15 protein-coding genes are annotated in these 17,621 nt (G+C 62.1%); 7 read left to right on the top strand and 8 right to left on the bottom strand.

Translation table 11 applies throughout. The features are described 5' to 3' along the window. Positions 1-18: 18 nt before the first annotated feature. Positions 19-912, top strand: a complete 894-nt coding sequence (locus tag HU806_RS20000) for a helix-turn-helix domain-containing protein (protein ID WP_186613607.1) — start codon at positions 19-21, stop codon at positions 910-912. A gap of 7 nt (positions 913-919) precedes the next feature. Here HU806_RS20000 and HU806_RS19995 read toward each other — a convergent pair whose 3' ends face one another. The 8 genes from HU806_RS19995 to gap form a co-directional block, all read right to left on the bottom strand. After that, positions 920-1,096, bottom strand: coding sequence for a hypothetical protein (locus tag HU806_RS19995; RefSeq protein ID WP_186613605.1), 177 nt, complete (start codon positions 1,094-1,096; stop codon positions 920-922). 260 nt (positions 1,097-1,356) lie between these two features. Further along, complete coding sequence (locus HU806_RS19990; protein WP_186613603.1) at positions 1,357-1,716, bottom strand: DUF5064 family protein; 360 nt, start codon at positions 1,714-1,716, stop codon at positions 1,357-1,359. Between the two features lie 129 nt (positions 1,717-1,845). Further along, the gene (locus HU806_RS19985; protein WP_186613601.1) at positions 1,846-3,192 is read right to left on the bottom strand and encodes a CoA transferase; all 1,347 of its coding nucleotides are present in this window, start codon (positions 3,190-3,192) and stop codon (positions 1,846-1,848) included. A gap of 101 nt (positions 3,193-3,293) precedes the next feature. Further along, complete coding sequence (locus HU806_RS19980; RefSeq protein ID WP_186613599.1) at positions 3,294-3,884, bottom strand: biliverdin-producing heme oxygenase; 591 nt, start codon at positions 3,882-3,884, stop codon at positions 3,294-3,296. A 145-nt stretch (positions 3,885-4,029) separates the two neighbouring features. Beyond that, the gene (locus HU806_RS19975; protein WP_186613597.1) at positions 4,030-6,621 is read right to left on the bottom strand and encodes a TonB-dependent receptor; all 2,592 of its coding nucleotides are present in this window, start codon (positions 6,619-6,621) and stop codon (positions 4,030-4,032) included. Positions 6,622-6,740: 119 nt separating this feature from the next. Beyond that, positions 6,741-7,703, bottom strand: coding sequence for a FecR domain-containing protein (locus tag HU806_RS19970; protein ID WP_186613595.1), 963 nt, complete (start codon positions 7,701-7,703; stop codon positions 6,741-6,743). A 90-nt stretch (positions 7,704-7,793) separates the two neighbouring features. Further along, on the bottom strand, positions 7,794-8,300 hold the full coding sequence (locus HU806_RS19965; protein WP_186613593.1) for a sigma-70 family RNA polymerase sigma factor: 507 nt from the start codon (positions 8,298-8,300) through the stop codon (positions 7,794-7,796). Between the two features lie 132 nt (positions 8,301-8,432). Next, on the bottom strand, positions 8,433-9,434 hold the full coding sequence (gene gap, locus HU806_RS19960; protein WP_003184623.1) for a type I glyceraldehyde-3-phosphate dehydrogenase: 1,002 nt from the start codon (positions 9,432-9,434) through the stop codon (positions 8,433-8,435). A 230-nt stretch (positions 9,435-9,664) separates the two neighbouring features. On the opposite strand from gap, the gene edd reads away from it, so the two are divergent. From edd to HU806_RS19930, 6 genes are all read left to right on the top strand, one after another. Next, entirely contained in the window at positions 9,665-11,491 is a 1,827-nt protein-coding gene (edd, locus tag HU806_RS19955; protein ID WP_186613591.1) for a phosphogluconate dehydratase, read from the top strand. Then, on the top strand, positions 11,488-12,453 hold the full coding sequence (locus HU806_RS19950; protein ID WP_186613589.1) for a glucokinase: 966 nt from the start codon (positions 11,488-11,490) through the stop codon (positions 12,451-12,453). The genes edd and HU806_RS19950 overlap by 4 nt, the downstream gene beginning before the upstream one ends. Positions 12,454-12,562: 109 nt before the next feature. Beyond that, entirely contained in the window at positions 12,563-13,294 is a 732-nt protein-coding gene (locus HU806_RS19945; RefSeq protein WP_186613587.1) for a response regulator, read from the top strand. Beyond that, on the top strand, positions 13,284-14,753 hold the full coding sequence (locus HU806_RS19940) for an ATP-binding protein (protein ID WP_186613585.1): 1,470 nt from the start codon (positions 13,284-13,286) through the stop codon (positions 14,751-14,753). Before HU806_RS19945 ends, HU806_RS19940 begins: the two co-directional genes overlap by 11 nt. A gap of 153 nt (positions 14,754-14,906) precedes the next feature. Further along, positions 14,907-16,166 (top strand): D-mannose isomerase, encoded by a 1,260-nt coding sequence (locus HU806_RS19935; RefSeq protein ID WP_186613583.1) that lies wholly within the window; start codon positions 14,907-14,909, stop codon positions 16,164-16,166. Between the two features lie 116 nt (positions 16,167-16,282). Further along, on the top strand, positions 16,283-17,584 hold the full coding sequence (locus tag HU806_RS19930; protein WP_186613581.1) for an ABC transporter substrate-binding protein: 1,302 nt from the start codon (positions 16,283-16,285) through the stop codon (positions 17,582-17,584). The last annotated feature ends 37 nt before the right edge of the window (positions 17,585-17,621 follow it).

Below are 17,621 nucleotides of genomic sequence, written 5' to 3'. Positions count from 1 at the left end.
CCGAGGCCGAACCTCGTTATGAATAAAACTGAGCTGCCTTCGATCCCGGTGTTCAAGCTTTATGGCGAGAGCCAGGATTGGCCGACGCCGGACCTGCTGCACTGCGAAACCATTTCCTCGCGCAGCAGCGAGCACCAATGGGAAATCAAGCCTCATCGGCATGCCGACCTGTGCCAGTTGCTGTTTGTCTTCAAAGGCCAGGCAGAGCTGGAAATCGAAGGTCAGCGCACCCGCCTCGAGGAGCCAGCCGTGCAGATCCTGCCGCCGCTGTCGGTGCATGGCTTTCGCTTTTCCGAGGATGTGCAAGGCTATGTGGTGACCCTGGCGGCGCCGCTGGTGACGCACCTGCAGGCGCAGCTCGGCCATTCGGTGAATGTCCTGGCCCAGGCCGAAGCCTACCCGGCCGGTGAAAATGCCGATTATCTCAACAGCCTGTTCAGTGCCTTGCAGGCGGAGTACGTCGGCCACCAACCGGCCCGGGAAATGCTGATGCATGCGCTGGTCAGCGTGATCATGGTCTGGGTCAGTCGGCAAGTGATGCACCGGCGCACCTCCAGCCAGCGTCCGCAACGGGCCCGGGAATACCTCAACGGGTTCATTCAGTTGGTGGAAGAAACTTATCGCCAGCACGTCAAGGTAGAGGACCTGGCCCATCGCCTGGGCATCTCGGTGTCACACCTCAACGGCACCTGTCGCGAGCTGGCGGGGCAGCCGGCGTTGCAGATCATGCATGAGCGTCAGTTGCTGGAAGCCAAGCGGCTGCTGACTTATACCGGCATGACCATCTACGAGATCTCCGAGGCGCTCGGCTTTTCTGATCCGACCAACTTCACCCGACTGTTCCGCCGGCGCGTCGGCATCTCGCCCAAGGCCTTCCGCGACCGGCTCAAGACCGACCCGCAGGACGACTGAAACCGCCTCAGCGCAGCGCGTTCAGGGTGGCGTTGTGCGGTATGCAGCGTTCGAAGTTGCAACTGGCGTAATCACGGGGCAATTGCCTGGCCTGCTCGACCCGATAAGCCGCGGTGCCATACAGCGCAAGCGTGGCGGTGCAGGTGACAAAAATGGCGAGGCGTCTTCTTGTTTTGATGTTCATGGCGATGACCTCTGAACGAATACCCGGGGGTACTGTTTTCAGCATAGGTCAGCCGTGGCGGGTTGCCAGTGAGCAAGGTGTTGTGTGTAACCCGATATTCAGGACACTGATGTCTTCAGGGATCCGCAACTCTTCATGTGGCGAGGGAGCTTGCTCCCGCTGGGCTGCGTAGCGGCCCCAAAATCTTGCGGTCGCTGCGCAACCGAGCGGGAGCAAGCTCCCTCGCCACAGGTTCATCTCATGCCAGCAAGCCTGGGCGATTACGCCAAATGCTCAGGCTTCATCGGATCCCCCGGCTTGACGTCCAACTGGTGGCGAACGTCTTCGAACATCTCGTCGTAATACTTGTGCATCGAGCCGATGTTGGCGCTCTTGGGCATGCCGTACTGCTGGGCGATGCGCGTGGCGTGGCGGGCGAAGTCGAAAGCCTGGTCCTTGGCCAGGAAAAACGTCTCGTCCACGCTCTTGTCTTCCACCGTGCCGTGCAGTCGGAATGACATGCCCGTTCCTTCCTCAGGGTCCTGCGCGACTTCGTAGTCGATGCACAGGTTGTAGCTGTAGTCGTCCTTGTTCAGCGCATGGCGCTCTATGTGCAGGTGACCGGGTTCGAACATGGCCATAAGCGTCTCTCCTTCGAAGGCGTGGAGAACGGCAGACACCGCGCCTGCCGCATAAGTTTTGCCTTAACGATAAACAATGCCCGGCGTTGCCGTGCTGATGCGCGTTTGCTCGCGATAGCGCTCGTGCTGTTACCACTGCGGGCGATGAGCGCCCAATTCGGCCGCCGGCAAGGTCCATTGCAGCGGCGTCCCGGTGATCTTCAATGGCACCTGCAAGCGATGGGCGGGTCCCCATGGCGTCTGTTCGACCAACAATCCCTGATCATCGTTGGCCTCGGCTCGCAAGGGACTCGCGTCGCCCGCGCCGCGCTCGATCAACAGCTTCGCCGTGCGCGCCAGCGACAAGCGTGCGCAACCGCCACGGCCATCGACCAAGCGGCGGGAGAGCAATACGATCGCACTGGCTGCCATCAGGTAGCCAGTGCCATGGTCCAGTGCCTGGACGGGGAGCGGCGTCGGTTTGTCGGCCTGTTTCCACACCATGCCGGCCTCGGCGATGCCGCTGCTCATCTGCACCAGGCTGTCGAAGCCACGGCGATGCTGCCATGGCCCGCTCCAGCCGTAGGCGTTGAGGCTGACATCGATCAGCCCAGGCGCCACTTGCCGGCGTTGCTCGACGCCGTAGCCCAGACGCTCCAGCGCGTCGGCGCGATAGCCGTGCAGCAGGACATCGGCGTCTTTGAGCAGCGCCTCGAACACCGCGCGGTCAGCGGATTGATGCAAGTCGAGGCGGGCACACCGTTTGCCGAGGGTGACTTCCGGCACCACGCCGGGTTCGTTCCACGTCGGCGGGTCGATGCGCAGTACATCGGCGCCCAGGCCAGCGAGGAAGCGACTGGCAATCGGGCCGGCCAGTACGCGGGTCAGGTCCAGTACCTTGAGGCCGGCCAATGGCTGGGCGACGGAGCCAAGCCAGGGCTTGAGCGGACCTTGCCCATCGTCGTGCCGGTGGACGAGGGGCTCGGCGTTCACGGCCATGCCCTGTGGATGAGCCTGCCATGCTTGCCAGGATCGCATCTGCGCGGCGCAACCACCGGCGTCGACCACGGCCTGTTCCAGATCCGTCTTGTGCCAACGGACAACTTTGCGCGCCATGTCGGCGCGGTCGGTGCAGGTGCCAAGGACTTTTTCCGCGGCAAGGCGATGGTGCGGTGCATTGGTGTGCAGGCGAATCCAGCCGTCGACGGTGGCATAGTCGCCGGCCACCGGATCCCACATCGGCGGTACGCTCCAGCCGATCGGGCGCAGGGAGGTCGAGAACCAGAACGAGGCCAGGCGCCGGTCGACTTCGAGCGTCGGCAAGCGGCCAGTCTGCTGGCGGATGAGTTCGGCGATCGCTTGACCGGCCGTGGCGATGCTGGCGCTGGCCAGTTCCGTGACAGCGAAGGCCGAGGGCAGGGCGCCGTCGCTTGTGAATGGGATCGGGGTCGAGGGCAAGCCGAGGGCGGCTTGCATGGACATGAGTAGATCTGACATCGAAAGCCCTCCACTACGAGAGGGCGATCATAGTTCAAAACCGCGTTTGAGGTCGTTCGTAGCCCCGCACGAGCAAGCGCCCTGCGTCTGTTAGATGACCGTCAGGCCAATTCTGTCGCATACGCTTGTTCCAACAGCACCGTAAACCGGTTGAAGGCGTCCAGCGCGCCTTTGTCCGCTTCGGCTTCCTGCTGTTCGGTGAAGGGCAGGTTGTCGAGGGTGCGCGTGAAGCTTTTCCAGCCTTCGGCGCGTCCGCCCGCCGGTTCCGCCAGGTGACGGGCGCCAAAGGTTTCATTCATTCCCAAGGCCACGGCGCGCTTGATCAGAAACGCAGCGCCGAGCTTGGATCCTTCGGAAACGAACAGCCAACCGAGGGCTTCGGCCTGGGTCGGTTGTTTTACCGCGCCAGCCACGGGCGCGGGTACTTCGGTGTCCAGGTCGGCGAGATCCGCCTTGGCCGCTTCGGCGCGGCAGCGGGCCGGTAGATCAGGGATCAGGGCGGTCAGTTGCGCGTCGTTGTACAGCGCCACCAGTTCTGATTGGAACAGGTACTGGGCGACGACGAAGCGGGCGTAGCTGGCCTGGGTTTCGAAGGGCGCGTGGGCCTTGACCAACGCATCGAGCTTGCCGTGGGGCTCGTGGGTGATCTGGTTCAAGCGTTGGGAGCGTGAAGCGGGGCGTTGGATGGTCATGTAAATTCCTTCGAGGTGAATACAGTGTGGCGAGGGAGCTTGCTCCCGCTGGACTGCGTAGCAGGCTCCCAGGACTTGCGGCCGCTGCGCAGCCGAGCGGGAGCAAGCTCCCTCGCCACGGGGTCATCTTTTGTCAGGCGACCGATCAGATATCCCAGATCAGATTGACCGCGAAGTTGCGCCCAGGCGCGGTCAGGCGATCGAGGTTGGCCGGGCTCAGCACCGCTGCTTCGCCAACGCTGTCGTAGCCGCGCACGTCATCCCACAACCAGTACTTTTTGTCGGTGAGGTTGTAGAGGCCGCCGCTGACCGTGACGTCCTCGGTAACCTTGTAGTAGCCGCTCAGGTCGAGGATGCCGAAGCCGGGCGTCTTGAACTGGCTGGTCACGCCGTCGGGCGAATTGAAATTGCTGTCGTCGACGCGGTTTTTCTTCTTTACCAGGGTCCAGCTGAGCAAGGTGCCGAACTGTTCCTGGTCGTAGCCAAGCCCGAACACGCCGGTGAGCGGGTTGATGCTGTTGAGCGGTTCGCCGGTGTCGTTGTTGCGGCCATGGAGATAGCTGACCGAACCTTGGGTGTAGAGGCCCTGTGGTGCGCCGAACACGTCCAGGTCGAGGCGTCCCTTGGCCTCGACGCCCTTGATGGTGGCGTGCTTGATGTTATTGCTCTGGAAGGTCAACTGGTCGGCGCCAGGGGTAATGGCGTCTTCGTTGATGAAGTCGCGGTACTTGTTGTAGAACACCGCCACGTCGAACGAGCCCGAATCGAAACGACCGCGTAGGCCGGTCTCATAGCCTTGGCTTTTTTCCGGTTCCAGATCGGGATTGGGCTTCACGCTGTAGCCCACCCCTGCGTTATCGAAACGACCGTACAAGGCCTTGGCGGTCGGGGTGCGGAACCCTTCGGCATACTGGCCGTACCAGGTGTATTGGTCGGTGAGGGCATAGGTCAGGCCGAATTTGGGCGAGACGCGATGCCAGGTCTTGTTGTCGTCGCTGACCGTGCCGCCAGCGGTAGGGGCCACAGTGCGGAGGAACTCATCGGTCAGGTGCGGCTTGAGCCGGGTGTAGTCGTAGCGCAGCGCTGGCGTAAAGGTCCATTTGTCCCAGCTGATCTGGTCCTGGGCGAACAGGCTGTAGGTGTTGATGGTCGGGTCCGGGAAGTCACTGGCTTTTGCCAATACGTCTCGCGTGCTGATTGCGCCGACGGCGGAACAACCCACGCCGACCGCCAGGCACACGCCGTTGCCGCTGCGCGAACCGGTGACCTTTTGTTGCTTGAGGGTAGTGCCGTAGGTCAGCGTGTGATCAATGTCGGCAATTCTGAAAGCCTTGTCCAACTGAGCGTCGAAAACCCACTGCTTTTCTTCATAGAGTGTCTCCCGGGTGCGCAATACCTGGCGGGTGATCGGGAAATAGAATTCGGCGGTGCTCTGGTCGGTCTTGGCGACCTGGTGGTTCAGGCTCCACTTGATACTATCGGCGAACAGGCTATCCAAGGCGAAGCTGTGTTCCAGGCCGAAACGCTCGCGGGTAATGGTGTCGTTGCCGGTGCGCCATTGGTACATGCCGCCGGGCAGGATCGACCCGGGAATGGCCGGTTGGCCGTTGGCGTAGGGGCCGCCGTAGGCGCTCTTCAAGTCGATATCGCGATCATCCTTGTACTTTTCATAGACCAGGGACAGGCGCGCATCATCGCTGTAGTTCCAACCGAGTTTGGCCAGCACGTTGTTGGCGCGCACGTCTTCCGGGTTGGCCGCGGTGCGGTCCAGGCCCGTGCCGTTGTTGCTGCCGTAGGATTCGGTTTCGTGACCGTCGCGCTGGCTGTAGTGGAGCAGGCCATCAAACGGTCCGCTGCGACCGGCGACGGTGCCGGATTTAAGCCAGCTTTCATCGACGGAGCTGTAGCCGGTCTTGAGTCGGGCGCCGACGTCCTTGCCGGGCTTGATGATGTCGTCCGGATCGAGCGTGAAATAACTGACGACGCCACCGATGGCATTGCTGCCATACAGCACCGAGGCCGGCCCGCGCAGGATCTCCACGCGCTTGATGATTTCCGGGTCGACGTAGTTGCGCTGGGTCTTGGCGTAGGGACCGTTGAAAAATCCGCCGGGGACTTCCACGCCATCGATCTGGGTCAGGATCCGATTGCCGTCGATGCCACGGATGTTGTAGCCGCTGATGCCGCCACGCTGGCCCGCGCCGCCCACTGACACACCGGGCTCGTAGCGCACCAGGTCCTTGATGGTATTGACGTTGTTGCGGTCCAGCTCCTGGCGAGCATGAATCGAAACGGTGCTCGGCACGCTGGTGATGTCCTGTTCCTGGCGGGTGGCGCTGATGGTCACCTGCTGCAAGTCCAACACGTTGGCGGCGCTGCGCTTTTCCAGAACGATGTTGTTATTGCCCAGTTTGCGGTAGCTCAGGTTGGTCCCCACCAACAGGAGCTCCAGGGCTTTTTCCGGTGGCAGCGAGCCATTGACGCCTGGCGACGCGACCCCCTCGGCCAATTCGGCGGGCAGCCCAACCTGCCAGCCCGTGACGGCGGTAAAGGCATTCAAGGCCGAGACCAGCGGCTGCCGGGCAATCGAAAACGTGTAGTCGCCCATGTTGCGCGCCGGCGGTTGCTCGGCGTTGGCGGCCAGGGCGGCCGGTGCTATGCCGGCTATCAAGATGGCGGCGGTCAGCAGTGATAGCGTGCTAGGGGCAAGGAATCGGCAAGTAAAGCGAGAGGACATCGATAGTGCTCCGTGTCGCATCTGTTATAGGTGCAGATCGGCATCGAGAGATGCGAATCAATTGCATTGGCTATAACGAGACGAACCAGCGAAGCCTATCGAGTAAAAATAATTCTCATTTAGTTCAAGATCACCAGCGCCGGAAATTCCCTCAGGCGCGCGGAGGTGATGTGGGCCAGGGAGCGCACCACATCGAGGGGTTGATCGAGGCGGTAGTTGCCGGTGACGGCGACGTTAGCCAGCCGGTCGTTGCCGGTGATTATCCAGCCGGGGTAATAGCGCCGCAATTCGGCCAGGACCTGGCTCAGCGGTCGATTCTCGAACACCAGTCGTCCTTGGACCCAGGCCAGGTCGGTGCCGACGTCGAGCCGTGCCGGGCGGTCGAAACCGTTGGGGCCGATGCGGATGCTTTCGCCGGCCGATAGCCGGACATGGGTGTCATAACGGGTTGCCTTCAGGTCGATATCGCCGCGTTGCACCTGGACCTGCGCGACGCCATCCAGGTAACGCACCGCGAATGTGGTATCGCTGACGCTGGCGGTGACCGGGCCGGCGTCCAGCTCCAGCGGCAGGTTGCGGCTGGCTGGCACTTCGAAAAACGCCTCGCCCTTGTACAGTCGGGCCACGTGCCGGTGTTCGTCGAAGGAACTGGAAAAAGCCGAATCAGTGTTGAGCAGGACCCTGGAGCCATCTTCCAGTTGCAGGCGCTGGCGTTCGCCGACCACGGTCAGGTGATCGGCCTGGAATTGCAGCGGCAGGTCGCTGAAATTGAACAATCCCAACAACAGCACGGCAGCCGTGGCCAATGGTTTCCAATGGCTGCGCAGGCGCGACAGTGCGCTGACCTTCGGGCGGTCTTGCAGCTGGCGGGCGCTTTCGATGATTTGCGGGCCGTTCCAGATCGCCTGGGCCCGGGCGAACGCTTCGCCGTGGCGCGGGTCGGCCGCCAGCCAGGCCTGGAACTGTCGCCGCTGTTCCTCGCTGGGGTTATCGAGCAGGATCAGCCAGTCCAGCGCCTGGTCCATGGCATGGGCGGTGTGCCGTGCCTCGGCGGCTTCAGGGGGGCGGGGCGTATCCGTCACGGTGGATTCTCGATGTAAGCGGTGAGCGCTAAGCTACAAGCTGCAAGCCGTAAGCTGCAAGTGGCCTGTACGCAGCTTGAAGCTTGAAGCTCATAGCTGCAGTTGCCCCACACAGATCGCCATGATCAATTTCAGTTCCTTTTGCACGGTACTCAACGACACGCCCAATCGCTCGGCGATGTCCTGGTAGCTATGGCCGTGCAGGCGGCTGAGGATAAAAATCTGCTGCTGGCGCGAGCTCAGCGATTGCAAGCGTACATTCAGTCGCTCAAGCATTTGCTCGGCATGGGCGGCGTCTTCGGCGCTGCTTTGGGGCGCGACGACATTATTCACTACGTCCAACGGAACGTCGTCGAGCACGGTTCGCGACTGGATCCGCCGCGCGCGCAAATGGTCCAACGCCAGGTTGCGGGCGGTCTGGAAGACGAAGGGCTCAAGATGCTCGACCGTGCGTTCGGCCAATGCGCGGGTGACGCGCAGGTAGGTTTCCTGCAGCAGGTCTTCGGCGGTACTCGGGTTGTTGACCATGCGCTCGAGGGTGCGCAGCAGCGGGGTGCGCTGGGCAAGAAAGACGTGGTGAAAGCGCGATTGACTCACGGTAGGGCCCGATCCGATTTGAGTAGATGATAATGCTTATCATCTGCATGGATGGTCAAGCCCAGATTTACCGCGGCAGAGCCGTTGTGGGAGCGCGCTCCCACAATTGGCTCGCCTTGACGTCGCGCTGAGTTACTCGGCGTTACACAAAGCCAGGCAGTTATCGAGCATGCGGTTGGAGAAACCCCATTCGTTGTCATACCAGGCCAATACCTTGAGCAGCTTGCCGCTGGCCTTGGTGTGGTTGGCGTCGAAGATCGACGACAGCGGGTTGTGGTTGAAATCGCTGGAGACCAGCGGCAGGGTGTTGTAGCCGAGGATTTTCGAATGCTGGCTGGCATGGCGCAGCAGTTCGTTGACTTCTTCGGCCGACGCTTCGCGCTTGAGCTGCACGGTCAGGTCCACCAGCGACACGTTGATCACTGGTACACGCACGGCCATGCCGGTCAGTTTGCCAGCTAGTTCCGGCAGCACCAGGCCCACCGCTTCGGCGGCGCCGGTCTTGCTCGGGATCATGTTCTGGGTGGCCGAGCGGGCGCGGTACGGATCGCTGTGATAGACGTCGGTCAGGTTCTGGTCGTTGGTGTAGGCATGGATGGTGGTCATCAGGCCGCTTTCGATGCCCAGCTCGCGGTGCAGCACCTGGGCCACCGGTGCGAGGCAGTTGGTGGTGCACGAAGCGTTGGAAATGATCTGGTGGGACTGGCGCAGGATATCGTGGTTCACGCCATACACCACGGTGGCATCGGCGCCCTTGGCCGGGGCTGAGATGATTACCTTGCGCGCGCCGGCGCTGATATGCGCGGCGGCCTTGGCACGGTCGGTAAACAGACCGGTGCACTCGAACACCACGTCGATTTTCTCGGCGGCCCAAGGCAGTTCGGCCGGGTTGCGGATGGCGCTGACCGAGATGCGGTCGCCATTGACCGTCAGGCTCTCATGGTCGTGCTGTACGTCAGCATCGAAGGTGCCATGGACGGTGTCGAACTTGAGCAGGTGAGCATTGATTGCACTGTCGCCCAAGTCGTTGATGGCGACGATCTGCAAGTCGCGACGGTAGCCTTGGGTATACAGTGCACGGAGGACGTTGCGGCCGATGCGGCCAAAACCATTGATTGCAATTCGAAGAGTCATTAACTGCGCCGCCGTCGATTTGTTGTTGGAATTACAAGATTATTCGCATAAAAATAGAAAACAAGCCTTTTTAGTGGCAATATTTTGTTTTATCTACAACGAGTGACTTGAATCAACTGGTCCGATTGGTCAGAAACCGTTTGTCGCCCAGTCTTTCCTGCGGTGCGCAAGGGGCTTTGGACCAGCATAGACAATCAGGTCGCCATACCCGTTAGCCTGGAGTTCTACACATGCATCCCCGCGTACTTGAGGTCACCGAACGGCTCATCGCCCGCAGTCGCGCTACACGCGAGGCTTACCTTGAACTGATCCGCGGTGCAGCCAGCGACGGTCCGATGCGCGGCAAGTTGCAGTGCGCCAACTTCGCCCACGGCGTGGCCGGCTGCGGCACCGAAGACAAGCATCACTTGCGGATGATGAACGCCGCCAACATCGCCATTGTGTCGTCCTATAACGACATGCTCTCGGCGCACCAGCCCTACGAAACCTTCCCTGAACAAATCAAGAAAGCCCTTCGCGAGATCGGCTCGGTCGGCCAGTTCGCCGGCGGCACGCCCGCCATGTGCGACGGCGTGACCCAAGGCGAAGCGGGGATGGAACTGAGCCTGCCGAGCCGTGAAGTGATCGCGCTGTCCACGGCGGTGGCGCTGTCTCACAACATGTTCGACGGCGCGTTGATGCTCGGTATCTGCGACAAGATCGTCCCGGGCCTGATGATGGGCGCGCTGCGCTTCGGTCACTTGCCGACGATCTTCGTGCCCGGTGGGCCGATGGTCTCGGGTATTTCCAACAAGGAAAAGGCCGACGTGCGCCAGCGCTACGCCGAAGGCAAGGCCACCCGCGAAGAGCTGCTGGAATCGGAGATGAAGTCCTACCACAGCCCCGGCACCTGCACCTTCTACGGCACCGCCAACACCAACCAGTTGTTGATGGAAGTGATGGGCCTGCACCTGCCGGGCGCTTCGTTCGTCAACCCGAACACGCCGCTGCGCGATGCCCTGACCCGCGAAGCGGCGTTCCAGGTGACGCGCCTGACCAAGCAGAGCGGCAACTTCATGCCCATCGGCGAAATCGTCGACGAGCGTTCGCTGGTCAACTCCATCGTCGCGCTCCACGCCACCGGCGGCTCCACCAACCACACCTTGCACATGCCGGCTATCGCCATGGCTGCGGGCATCCAATTGACCTGGCAGGACATGGCCGATCTCTCCGAGGTGGTGCCGACCCTGAGCCACGTCTACCCGAACGGCAAGGCTGACATCAACCACTTCCAGGCGGCGGGCGGCATGTCGTTCCTGATCCGTGAGTTGCTGGAAGCCGGTTTGCTCCACGAAAACGTCAACACCGTGCTCGGTCACGGCCTGAGCCGCTACAGCCAGGAACCGTTCCTGGAAGACGGCGAGCTGGTGTGGCGCGACGGCCCGATTGAAAGCCTCGACGAAAACATCCTGCGCCCGGTGGCCCGGGCCTTCTCGCCGGAAGGCGGGTTGCGGGTGATGGAAGGCAACCTGGGCCGTGGCGTGATGAAAGTCTCGGCCGTGGCCCTGGAAAACCAGATTGTCGAAGCGCCGGCCATGGTCTTCCAGGATCAACAGGACCTGGCCGATGCGTTCAAGGCCGGTTTGCTGGAGAAGGATTTTGTCGCGGTGATGCGCTTCCAGGGCCCGCGCTCCAATGGCATGCCGGAACTGCACAAGATGACGCCGTTCCTCGGCGTGCTGCAGGATCGCGGCTTCAAAGTGGCACTGGTGACCGACGGGCGCATGTCCGGCGCGTCGGGGAAAATCCCGGCGGCGATCCATGTCAGCCCCGAAGCGTATGTCGGTGGCGCGTTGGCTCGGGTGCAGGAGGGCGATATCATCCGCGTCGATGGCGTCAAAGGCACCTTGGAATTGAAGGTGGACGCCGATGAGTTCGCCGCGCGCGAGCCGGCCAAAGGCCTGTTGGGCAACAACATCGGCACCGGTCGCGAGCTGTTCGGTTTCATGCGCATGGCCTTCAGCTCGGCGGAGCAGGGCGCCAGCGCGTTCACTTCTGCCCTGGAGACGCTTAATTGAAACTGGCTTTGGTCGGTGACATCGGTGGGACCAACGCACGTTTCGCGTTGTGGAAGAACCACAACCTGGAAAACATCCAGGTGCTGGCGACGGCGGATTACGCCTGCCCGGAAGATGCCATCAACGTGTATTTGAGTGGCATGGGCATGGCGCCGGGGTCGATTGGCTCGGTTTGCCTGTCGGTGGCCGGCCCAGTGAGCGGCGATGAATTTCGCTTCACCAACAATCATTGGCGACTGAGCAACCTGGCCTTCTGCAAGACCTTGCAGGTGGAGAAGCTGCTGCTGGTCAACGACTTCTCCGCCATGGCCCTGGGCATGACCTGCTTGCGTCCCGATGAATATCGGGTCGTCTGCCAGGGTACGCCCGAGCCGATGCGCCCGGCGGTGGTGATTGGCCCGGGCACCGGGCTGGGCGTCGGCACGCTGCTGGACCTGGGTGAGGGCCGTTTCGCGGCGTTGCCGGGAGAGGGCGGGCATGTCGACCTGCCGATGAGCAGTCCGCGCGAGACTCAGCTCTGGCAACACATCTACAACGAGATCGGCCACGTCAGCGCTGAAACGGCCCTGAGCGGCAGTGGCCTGCCTCGCGTCTATCGGGCGATCTGCGCGGTGGACGGCCATGTGCCGGTGCTCGATACCCCCGAGTCGATCACCGCAGCTGGCCTCGCCGGCGATCCCATCGCTCTGGAAGTGCTCGAGCAATTCTGCCGCTGGCTGGGGCGCGTGGCGGGCAACAACGTATTGACGGTCGGTGGGCGTGGCGGCGTTTACATTGTTGGCGGGGTAGTCCCTCGGTTTGCCGATTTCTTCCTCGAAAGCGGCTTCGCCAAATGCTTCGCCGACAAAGGTTGCATGAGCGATTATTTCAAGGGTATTCCGGTCTGGCTGGTGACCGCGCCGTACTCCGGGCTGATGGGGGCGGGCGTGGCGTTGGAGCAGTCGGCGTCGGCCTCCGTCTGAAATAGGCTACCTGTGGGGGCGGGCTCGCTCGCCTCGCAGGTTGTGGTGTTTGCAGGTTCCGTCCATCAGGCATAATCCGCCCCAACCTAAACAGCAAGGACGATGCCCCGTGAGTTCAGTGAACAAATCGATTTTGTTGGTCGACGACGACCAAGAGATTCGCGAGCTGCTGGACACTTACCTCAGCCGTGCGGGGTTCCAGGTGCGCACCACGCCTGACGGTGCCGGGTTTCGCCAGGCCTTGAACGAGGCGCCGAGCGATCTGGTGATCCTCGACGTGATGCTGCCGGATGAAGACGGCTTCAGCCTCTGCCGCTGGGTTCGCCAGCACCCGCGCCAGGCGCACGTGCCGATCATCATGCTCACCGCCAGTTCCGACGAGGCCGACCGGGTCATTGGGCTGGAGTTGGGGGCCGATGATTACCTGGGTAAACCGTTCAGCCCTCGTGAATTGCAGGCGCGCATCAAGGCGCTGTTGCGCAGGGCGCAGTTCGGCCAGGAACGCACCGGCGGCGAAGTGTTGGCCTTTGACGAGTGGCGCCTGGACATGGTCAGCCATCGGCTGTTCCACGCTGATGGTGAAGAAGTGATTCTGTCCGGCGCCGACTTTGCCCTGCTCAAACTGTTTCTCGACCATCCCCAGGAAATCCTCGACCGCGACACCATCGGCAACGCCACCCGGGGACGTGAGCTCATGCCGCTGGACCGGATTGTCGACATGGCGGTGAGTCGCCTGCGCCAGCGCTTGCGCGACACCGATAAGCCGCCACGATTGATCCGTACGGTGCGTGGCAGCGGTTATCAACTGGCGGCCAGTGTGGTTGCCAGCAATGGTCATTGACGGAATCAAAAAACTGGCAAGGCGAGTGCCCGTGCCGCGCTCGCTGTTGGGGCGCATGCTGCTGCTGACCTTGCTGGTGGTGCTGTTCGCCCAGACGCTGTCCAGCCTGATCTGGGTTTCGCAACTGCGCGCGACCCAGCTCGAAGGCCTGGTTACCAGCGCGCGCAGCCTGGCTCACTCGATGACCGCCACCGTCAGCTACCTGCGTTCGCTGCCGGTGGCGTACCGCCCCTTGGTGCTGGACCAGTTGCGCAGCATGGGCGGTACGCGATTCGTCGTCACGCTCAACGACAAACCGCTGGGCATGGACGTGCTGCCGGTCACGCCGCGCAAGCTGGCTGTGCTCAAGGCCGTGGACGAGGTGCTGCGTCGTTCCCTGGGCAACAACGCCGACATTTCCGTCAAGTTCGTCAGCCCCGAAGACCTGCGGATTTTCAACGGCGGACTCAAGCTCGATGAGTTGCCCCGCTCTTGGGCCCATTACGCCTTGACCCTTGAACCGGTGAACCCGCCGGTGCTGGTCACGCAAATCCAGATGGCACCGGGCGAATGGCTGTACATTGCCTCGCTGCTGCCCGAACCCTATACCAGCCTCGAAGAACAGGACCTGCCCAAGCAACAGGTCGGCTTCATCGTGCTCACCAGCAGCCTGTTGCTGCTGTTCATCGGCTTGCTGGTGCATTGGCAGAGCCGGCCGCTCAAGCGCTTGGCGCGGGCGGCGCGGGACATGTCCCTGGGTGCCGAAGTGGAGCCCGTGGCCGAGGGTGGCGGCAGTGAAGTGGTGGAAGTGGGGCGCGCCTTCAACGCCATGCGCGAGCGCATCAGCCGCTACCTGACCGAGCGCAGCCAGTTGTTCAGCGCGATCTCTCACGATTTACGTACACCGATCACCCGGCTGCGACTGCGGGTCGAGCTGCTGGAGGACGAAAACCTGCAAGCCAAGTTCGGCCGCGACCTGGACGAGTTGGAGCTGCTGGTCAAGGGCGCGCTGCAATGCGTCAAGGACACCGATATCCATGAAAACATCGAGCCGGTGGACCTCAACCATGTGCTCGATTGCCTGGTGGAGCCTTATCTCGCGCCCAACGGCAACGGCCGGGTTACACAGGATGGCCGGGCGCTGGCCCCGTATCCCGGCAAGCCGCTGGCCCTCAAGCGTTGTATCGGCAACCTGATCGACAACGCCTTGAAATACGGGCAGAAGGCCCATCTGCATATCGACGACGACGAAACGGCGTTCGTCCTGCACGTTGACGATGAGGGCCCGGGCGTGCCGGAACAGCGCCTGGAGCAAGTCTTCGAGCCGCACTTTCGCTTGGCCGGGCAACAGCAGGGATATGGCCTGGGGCTGGGCATCGCACGCAATATTGCCCACAGCCATGGCGGCGAAGTGAGCCTGCAAAACCTGCGCGAGGGTGGGTTGCGGGTGACATTGCAATTGCCGCGCAGCCAGGATTAGCCGGGCTGTTTCGACTGATCGTTCCTGCGCAGGGCGTGGGAACGTTCATTATCAATGTCACGGATCGGTGACATAACTCGTCCCTTTCGTTACCTGTCGCTTGCCTTCCCTTGTTTAGACTCCCCGGGTCAGAACAACAAAAAAGGGACCTCGATGGATACCTTCCAACCGGCGTTCAGCAGTTGGCTGAATGCACCTGCCCACCAGCAATGGCTCGCCACCGAAGGCTTGCGCCTGTTGGCGTTCGCCAAGGCCTCGAAACTGCCCGACGGTTTCGGCAATCTGGATGAGCTGGGTCGCCTGCCGGCCAATGCGCGGGCCGAGACCATGAACACCGCGCGCATGACCCACAGCTTCGCCATGGCCCATATCCAGGGCCTGCCGGGGTTCGCCGAGCTGGTGGATCACGGCGTCCAGGCGCTTATGGGGCCGCTGCGCGATGCGGAATATGGCGGCTGGTTCGCTGCGGCCAATCCCGATGAAAACGACCTCGGCAAAGCCGCTTACCTGCATGCCTTCGTCGCCCTGGCCGCCAGCTCCGCGGTGGTGGCCCAGCGTCCCGGCGCCGAAGCATTGCTCAGTGAAGCGGTGCGGGTCATCGACGAGCATTTCTGGTGCGAAGAAGAGGGCGCCCTGCGCGAATCCTTCAACCGAGACTGGAGCGAGGAAGAAGCCTATCGCGGCGCCAACAGCAACATGCACGCCACCGAAGCCTTTCTCGGCTTGGCCGATGCCACCGACGACCCGCGCTGGCTGGCCCGTGCGCTGCACATCGTCGAACGGGTGATCCATGTCCATGCAGCCGCCAACGACCACATGGTCGTGGAACATTTCGACCGCGACTGGCAACCGTTGCGTGAGTACAACCACGACAACCCAGCCGACGGTTTTCGCCCATACGGCACGACGCCTGGGCATGGTTTCGAATGGGCGCGGCTGCTGCTGCACCTTGAAGCCGCGCGGGTTCGGATCGGCATGCTGACGCCGGGCTGGCTGGTCCAGGATGCGCAAAAACTCTTCGAGCAAAACTGCCGCCATGGTTGGGAGATCGATGGTGCGCCGGGCATTGTCTACACCTTGGACTGGGACAACCGTGCCGTGGTCCGCCATCGCCTGCACTGGGTGCATGCCGAAGCGGCAGCGGCGGCCAGTGCCTTGCTCAAACGCACCGACGAGGTCCAATACGAGACCTGGTACCGGCGCTTTTGGGAATTTTGTGACAAACATTTCATCGACCGCTGCAACGGCAGTTGGCACCACGAACTCGACCCGCAAAACCGCCCCAGCGCCGACATCTGGCCGGGCAAACCGGACCTCTATCACGCCTGGCAGGCGGTGCTGATACCTCGCCTCCCGCTGGCGCCCAGCATGGCGTCGGCCCTGGCGCGGTTATCCGCGCCTGCGCCTGTGTAACCATGTCGTGACATACACGCGTCCCTTCGTTACCTGCGAAGGGATATCCCCTGATTAGAATCCATGCAGCGCAAGCACCAGACTTGCATGCATAACAACAAGAAAGGTACTTCTAGATGAATGCGATTTCTCGCCTCGCTACTGTCATTTCTCTTGCTTCCTTGCTTCCCGTCGCAGCATTCCCTGTCAGCGCCCTTGCCGCCGAATCGAAAGGTTCCGTGGAAGTCGTCCATTGGTGGACGTCGGGTGGTGAAAAAGCCGCGGTCGATGTGCTCAAGGCCCAAGTAGAAAAAGACGGCTTTACCTGGAAGGACGGCGCTGTCGCCGGCGGTGGCGGCTCCACTGCCATGACCGTGCTCAAGAGCCGCGCCGTGGCCGGCAACCCTCCGGGCGTAGCCCAGATCAAGGGCCCTGACATCCAGGAGTGGGCGACTACCGGCCTGCTCGACACCGACGTCCTGAAAGATGTCTCCAAGGAAGAAAAGTGGGACAGCCTGCTCGACAAGAAAGTCTCGGACACCGTGAAGTACGAAGGTGACTACGTGGCCGTGCCGGTGAACATCCACCGCGTCAACTGGCTGTGGATCAACCCGGAAGTCTTCAAGAAAGCCGGCATCACCAAGAACCCGACCACCCTTGAAGAATTCTACGCGGCCGGTGACAAGCTCAAGGCCGCGGGCTTCATTCCCCTGGCCCACGGTGGCCAGCCTTGGCAGGACAGCACCGTGTTCGAAGCCGTGGTGCTTTCGGTCATGGGCGCCGATGGCTACAAGAAGGCACTGGTCGACCTGGACAACAAGGCACTGACCGGTCCTGAAATGGTCAAGGCACTGACCGAGCTGAAAAAAGTTGCGACCTACATGGACCCTGATGGCAAGGGCCAGGACTGGAACCTGGAAGCGGCCAAGGTCATCAACGGCAAGGCCGGCATGCAGATCATGGGTGACTGGGCCAAGAGCGAATGGACTGCCGCGAAGAAAGTCGCCGGCAAGGACTACGAATGCGTAGCCTTCCCGGGTACCGACAAGGCCTTCACCTACAACATCGACTCCCTGGCGGTGTTCAAGCAGAAAGACGAAGGCACCGCTGCCGGCCAGAAAGATATCGCCAAGGTCGTGCTGGGTGAAAACTTCCAGAAAGTCTTCAGCATCAACAAAGGCTCGATCCCGGTGCGCAACGACATGCTGGGCGACATGGCCAAGTACGGTTTCGACTCGTGCGCCCAGACCGCTGCCAAGGACTTCCTGGCGGACGCCAAGTCCGGCGGCCTGCAACCAAGCATGGCGCACAACATGGCGACCACGCTGGCGGTACAGGGCGCGTTCTTTGACGTGGTGACGAACTACATCAACGACCCGAAAGCCGACCCTGCCGATGCCGCCAAGAAGCTTGGCGCAGCGGTTCAGTCGGCCAAGTAAGGCAGCTACAAGCTGCAAGCTGCAAGCGTGCACCGGC

This window comes from Pseudomonas sp. SWRI154 (assembly GCF_014268645.1).
GTDB lineage: Bacteria > Pseudomonadota > Gammaproteobacteria > Pseudomonadales > Pseudomonadaceae > Aquipseudomonas > Aquipseudomonas marvdashtae.
Note: the sequence above shows the minus strand (reverse complement) of the source record. Positions and strands in the feature narration are given on the sequence as shown.

Coding starts and splice junctions, on each gene's coding strand:
- HU806_RS20000 (WP_186613607.1), top strand. CDS start 19: ATGAATAAAACTGAGCTGCCTTCGATCCCGGTGTTCAAGCTTTATGGC.
- HU806_RS19995 (WP_186613605.1), bottom strand. CDS start 1,096: ATGAACATCAAAACAAGAAGACGCCTCGCCATTTTTGTCACCTGCACC.
- HU806_RS19990 (WP_186613603.1), bottom strand. CDS start 1,716: ATGGCCATGTTCGAACCCGGTCACCTGCACATAGAGCGCCATGCGCTG.
- HU806_RS19985 (WP_186613601.1), bottom strand. CDS start 3,192: ATGTCAGATCTACTCATGTCCATGCAAGCCGCCCTCGGCTTGCCCTCG.
- HU806_RS19980 (WP_186613599.1), bottom strand. CDS start 3,884: ATGACCATCCAACGCCCCGCTTCACGCTCCCAACGCTTGAACCAGATC.
- HU806_RS19975 (WP_186613597.1), bottom strand. CDS start 6,621: ATGTCCTCTCGCTTTACTTGCCGATTCCTTGCCCCTAGCACGCTATCA.
- gap (WP_003184623.1), bottom strand. CDS start 9,434: ATGACTCTTCGAATTGCAATCAATGGTTTTGGCCGCATCGGCCGCAAC.
- edd (WP_186613591.1), top strand. CDS start 9,665: ATGCATCCCCGCGTACTTGAGGTCACCGAACGGCTCATCGCCCGCAGT.
- HU806_RS19940 (WP_186613585.1), top strand. CDS start 13,284: ATGGTCATTGACGGAATCAAAAAACTGGCAAGGCGAGTGCCCGTGCCG.
- HU806_RS19935 (WP_186613583.1), top strand. CDS start 14,907: ATGGATACCTTCCAACCGGCGTTCAGCAGTTGGCTGAATGCACCTGCC.
- HU806_RS19930 (WP_186613581.1), top strand. CDS start 16,283: ATGAATGCGATTTCTCGCCTCGCTACTGTCATTTCTCTTGCTTCCTTG.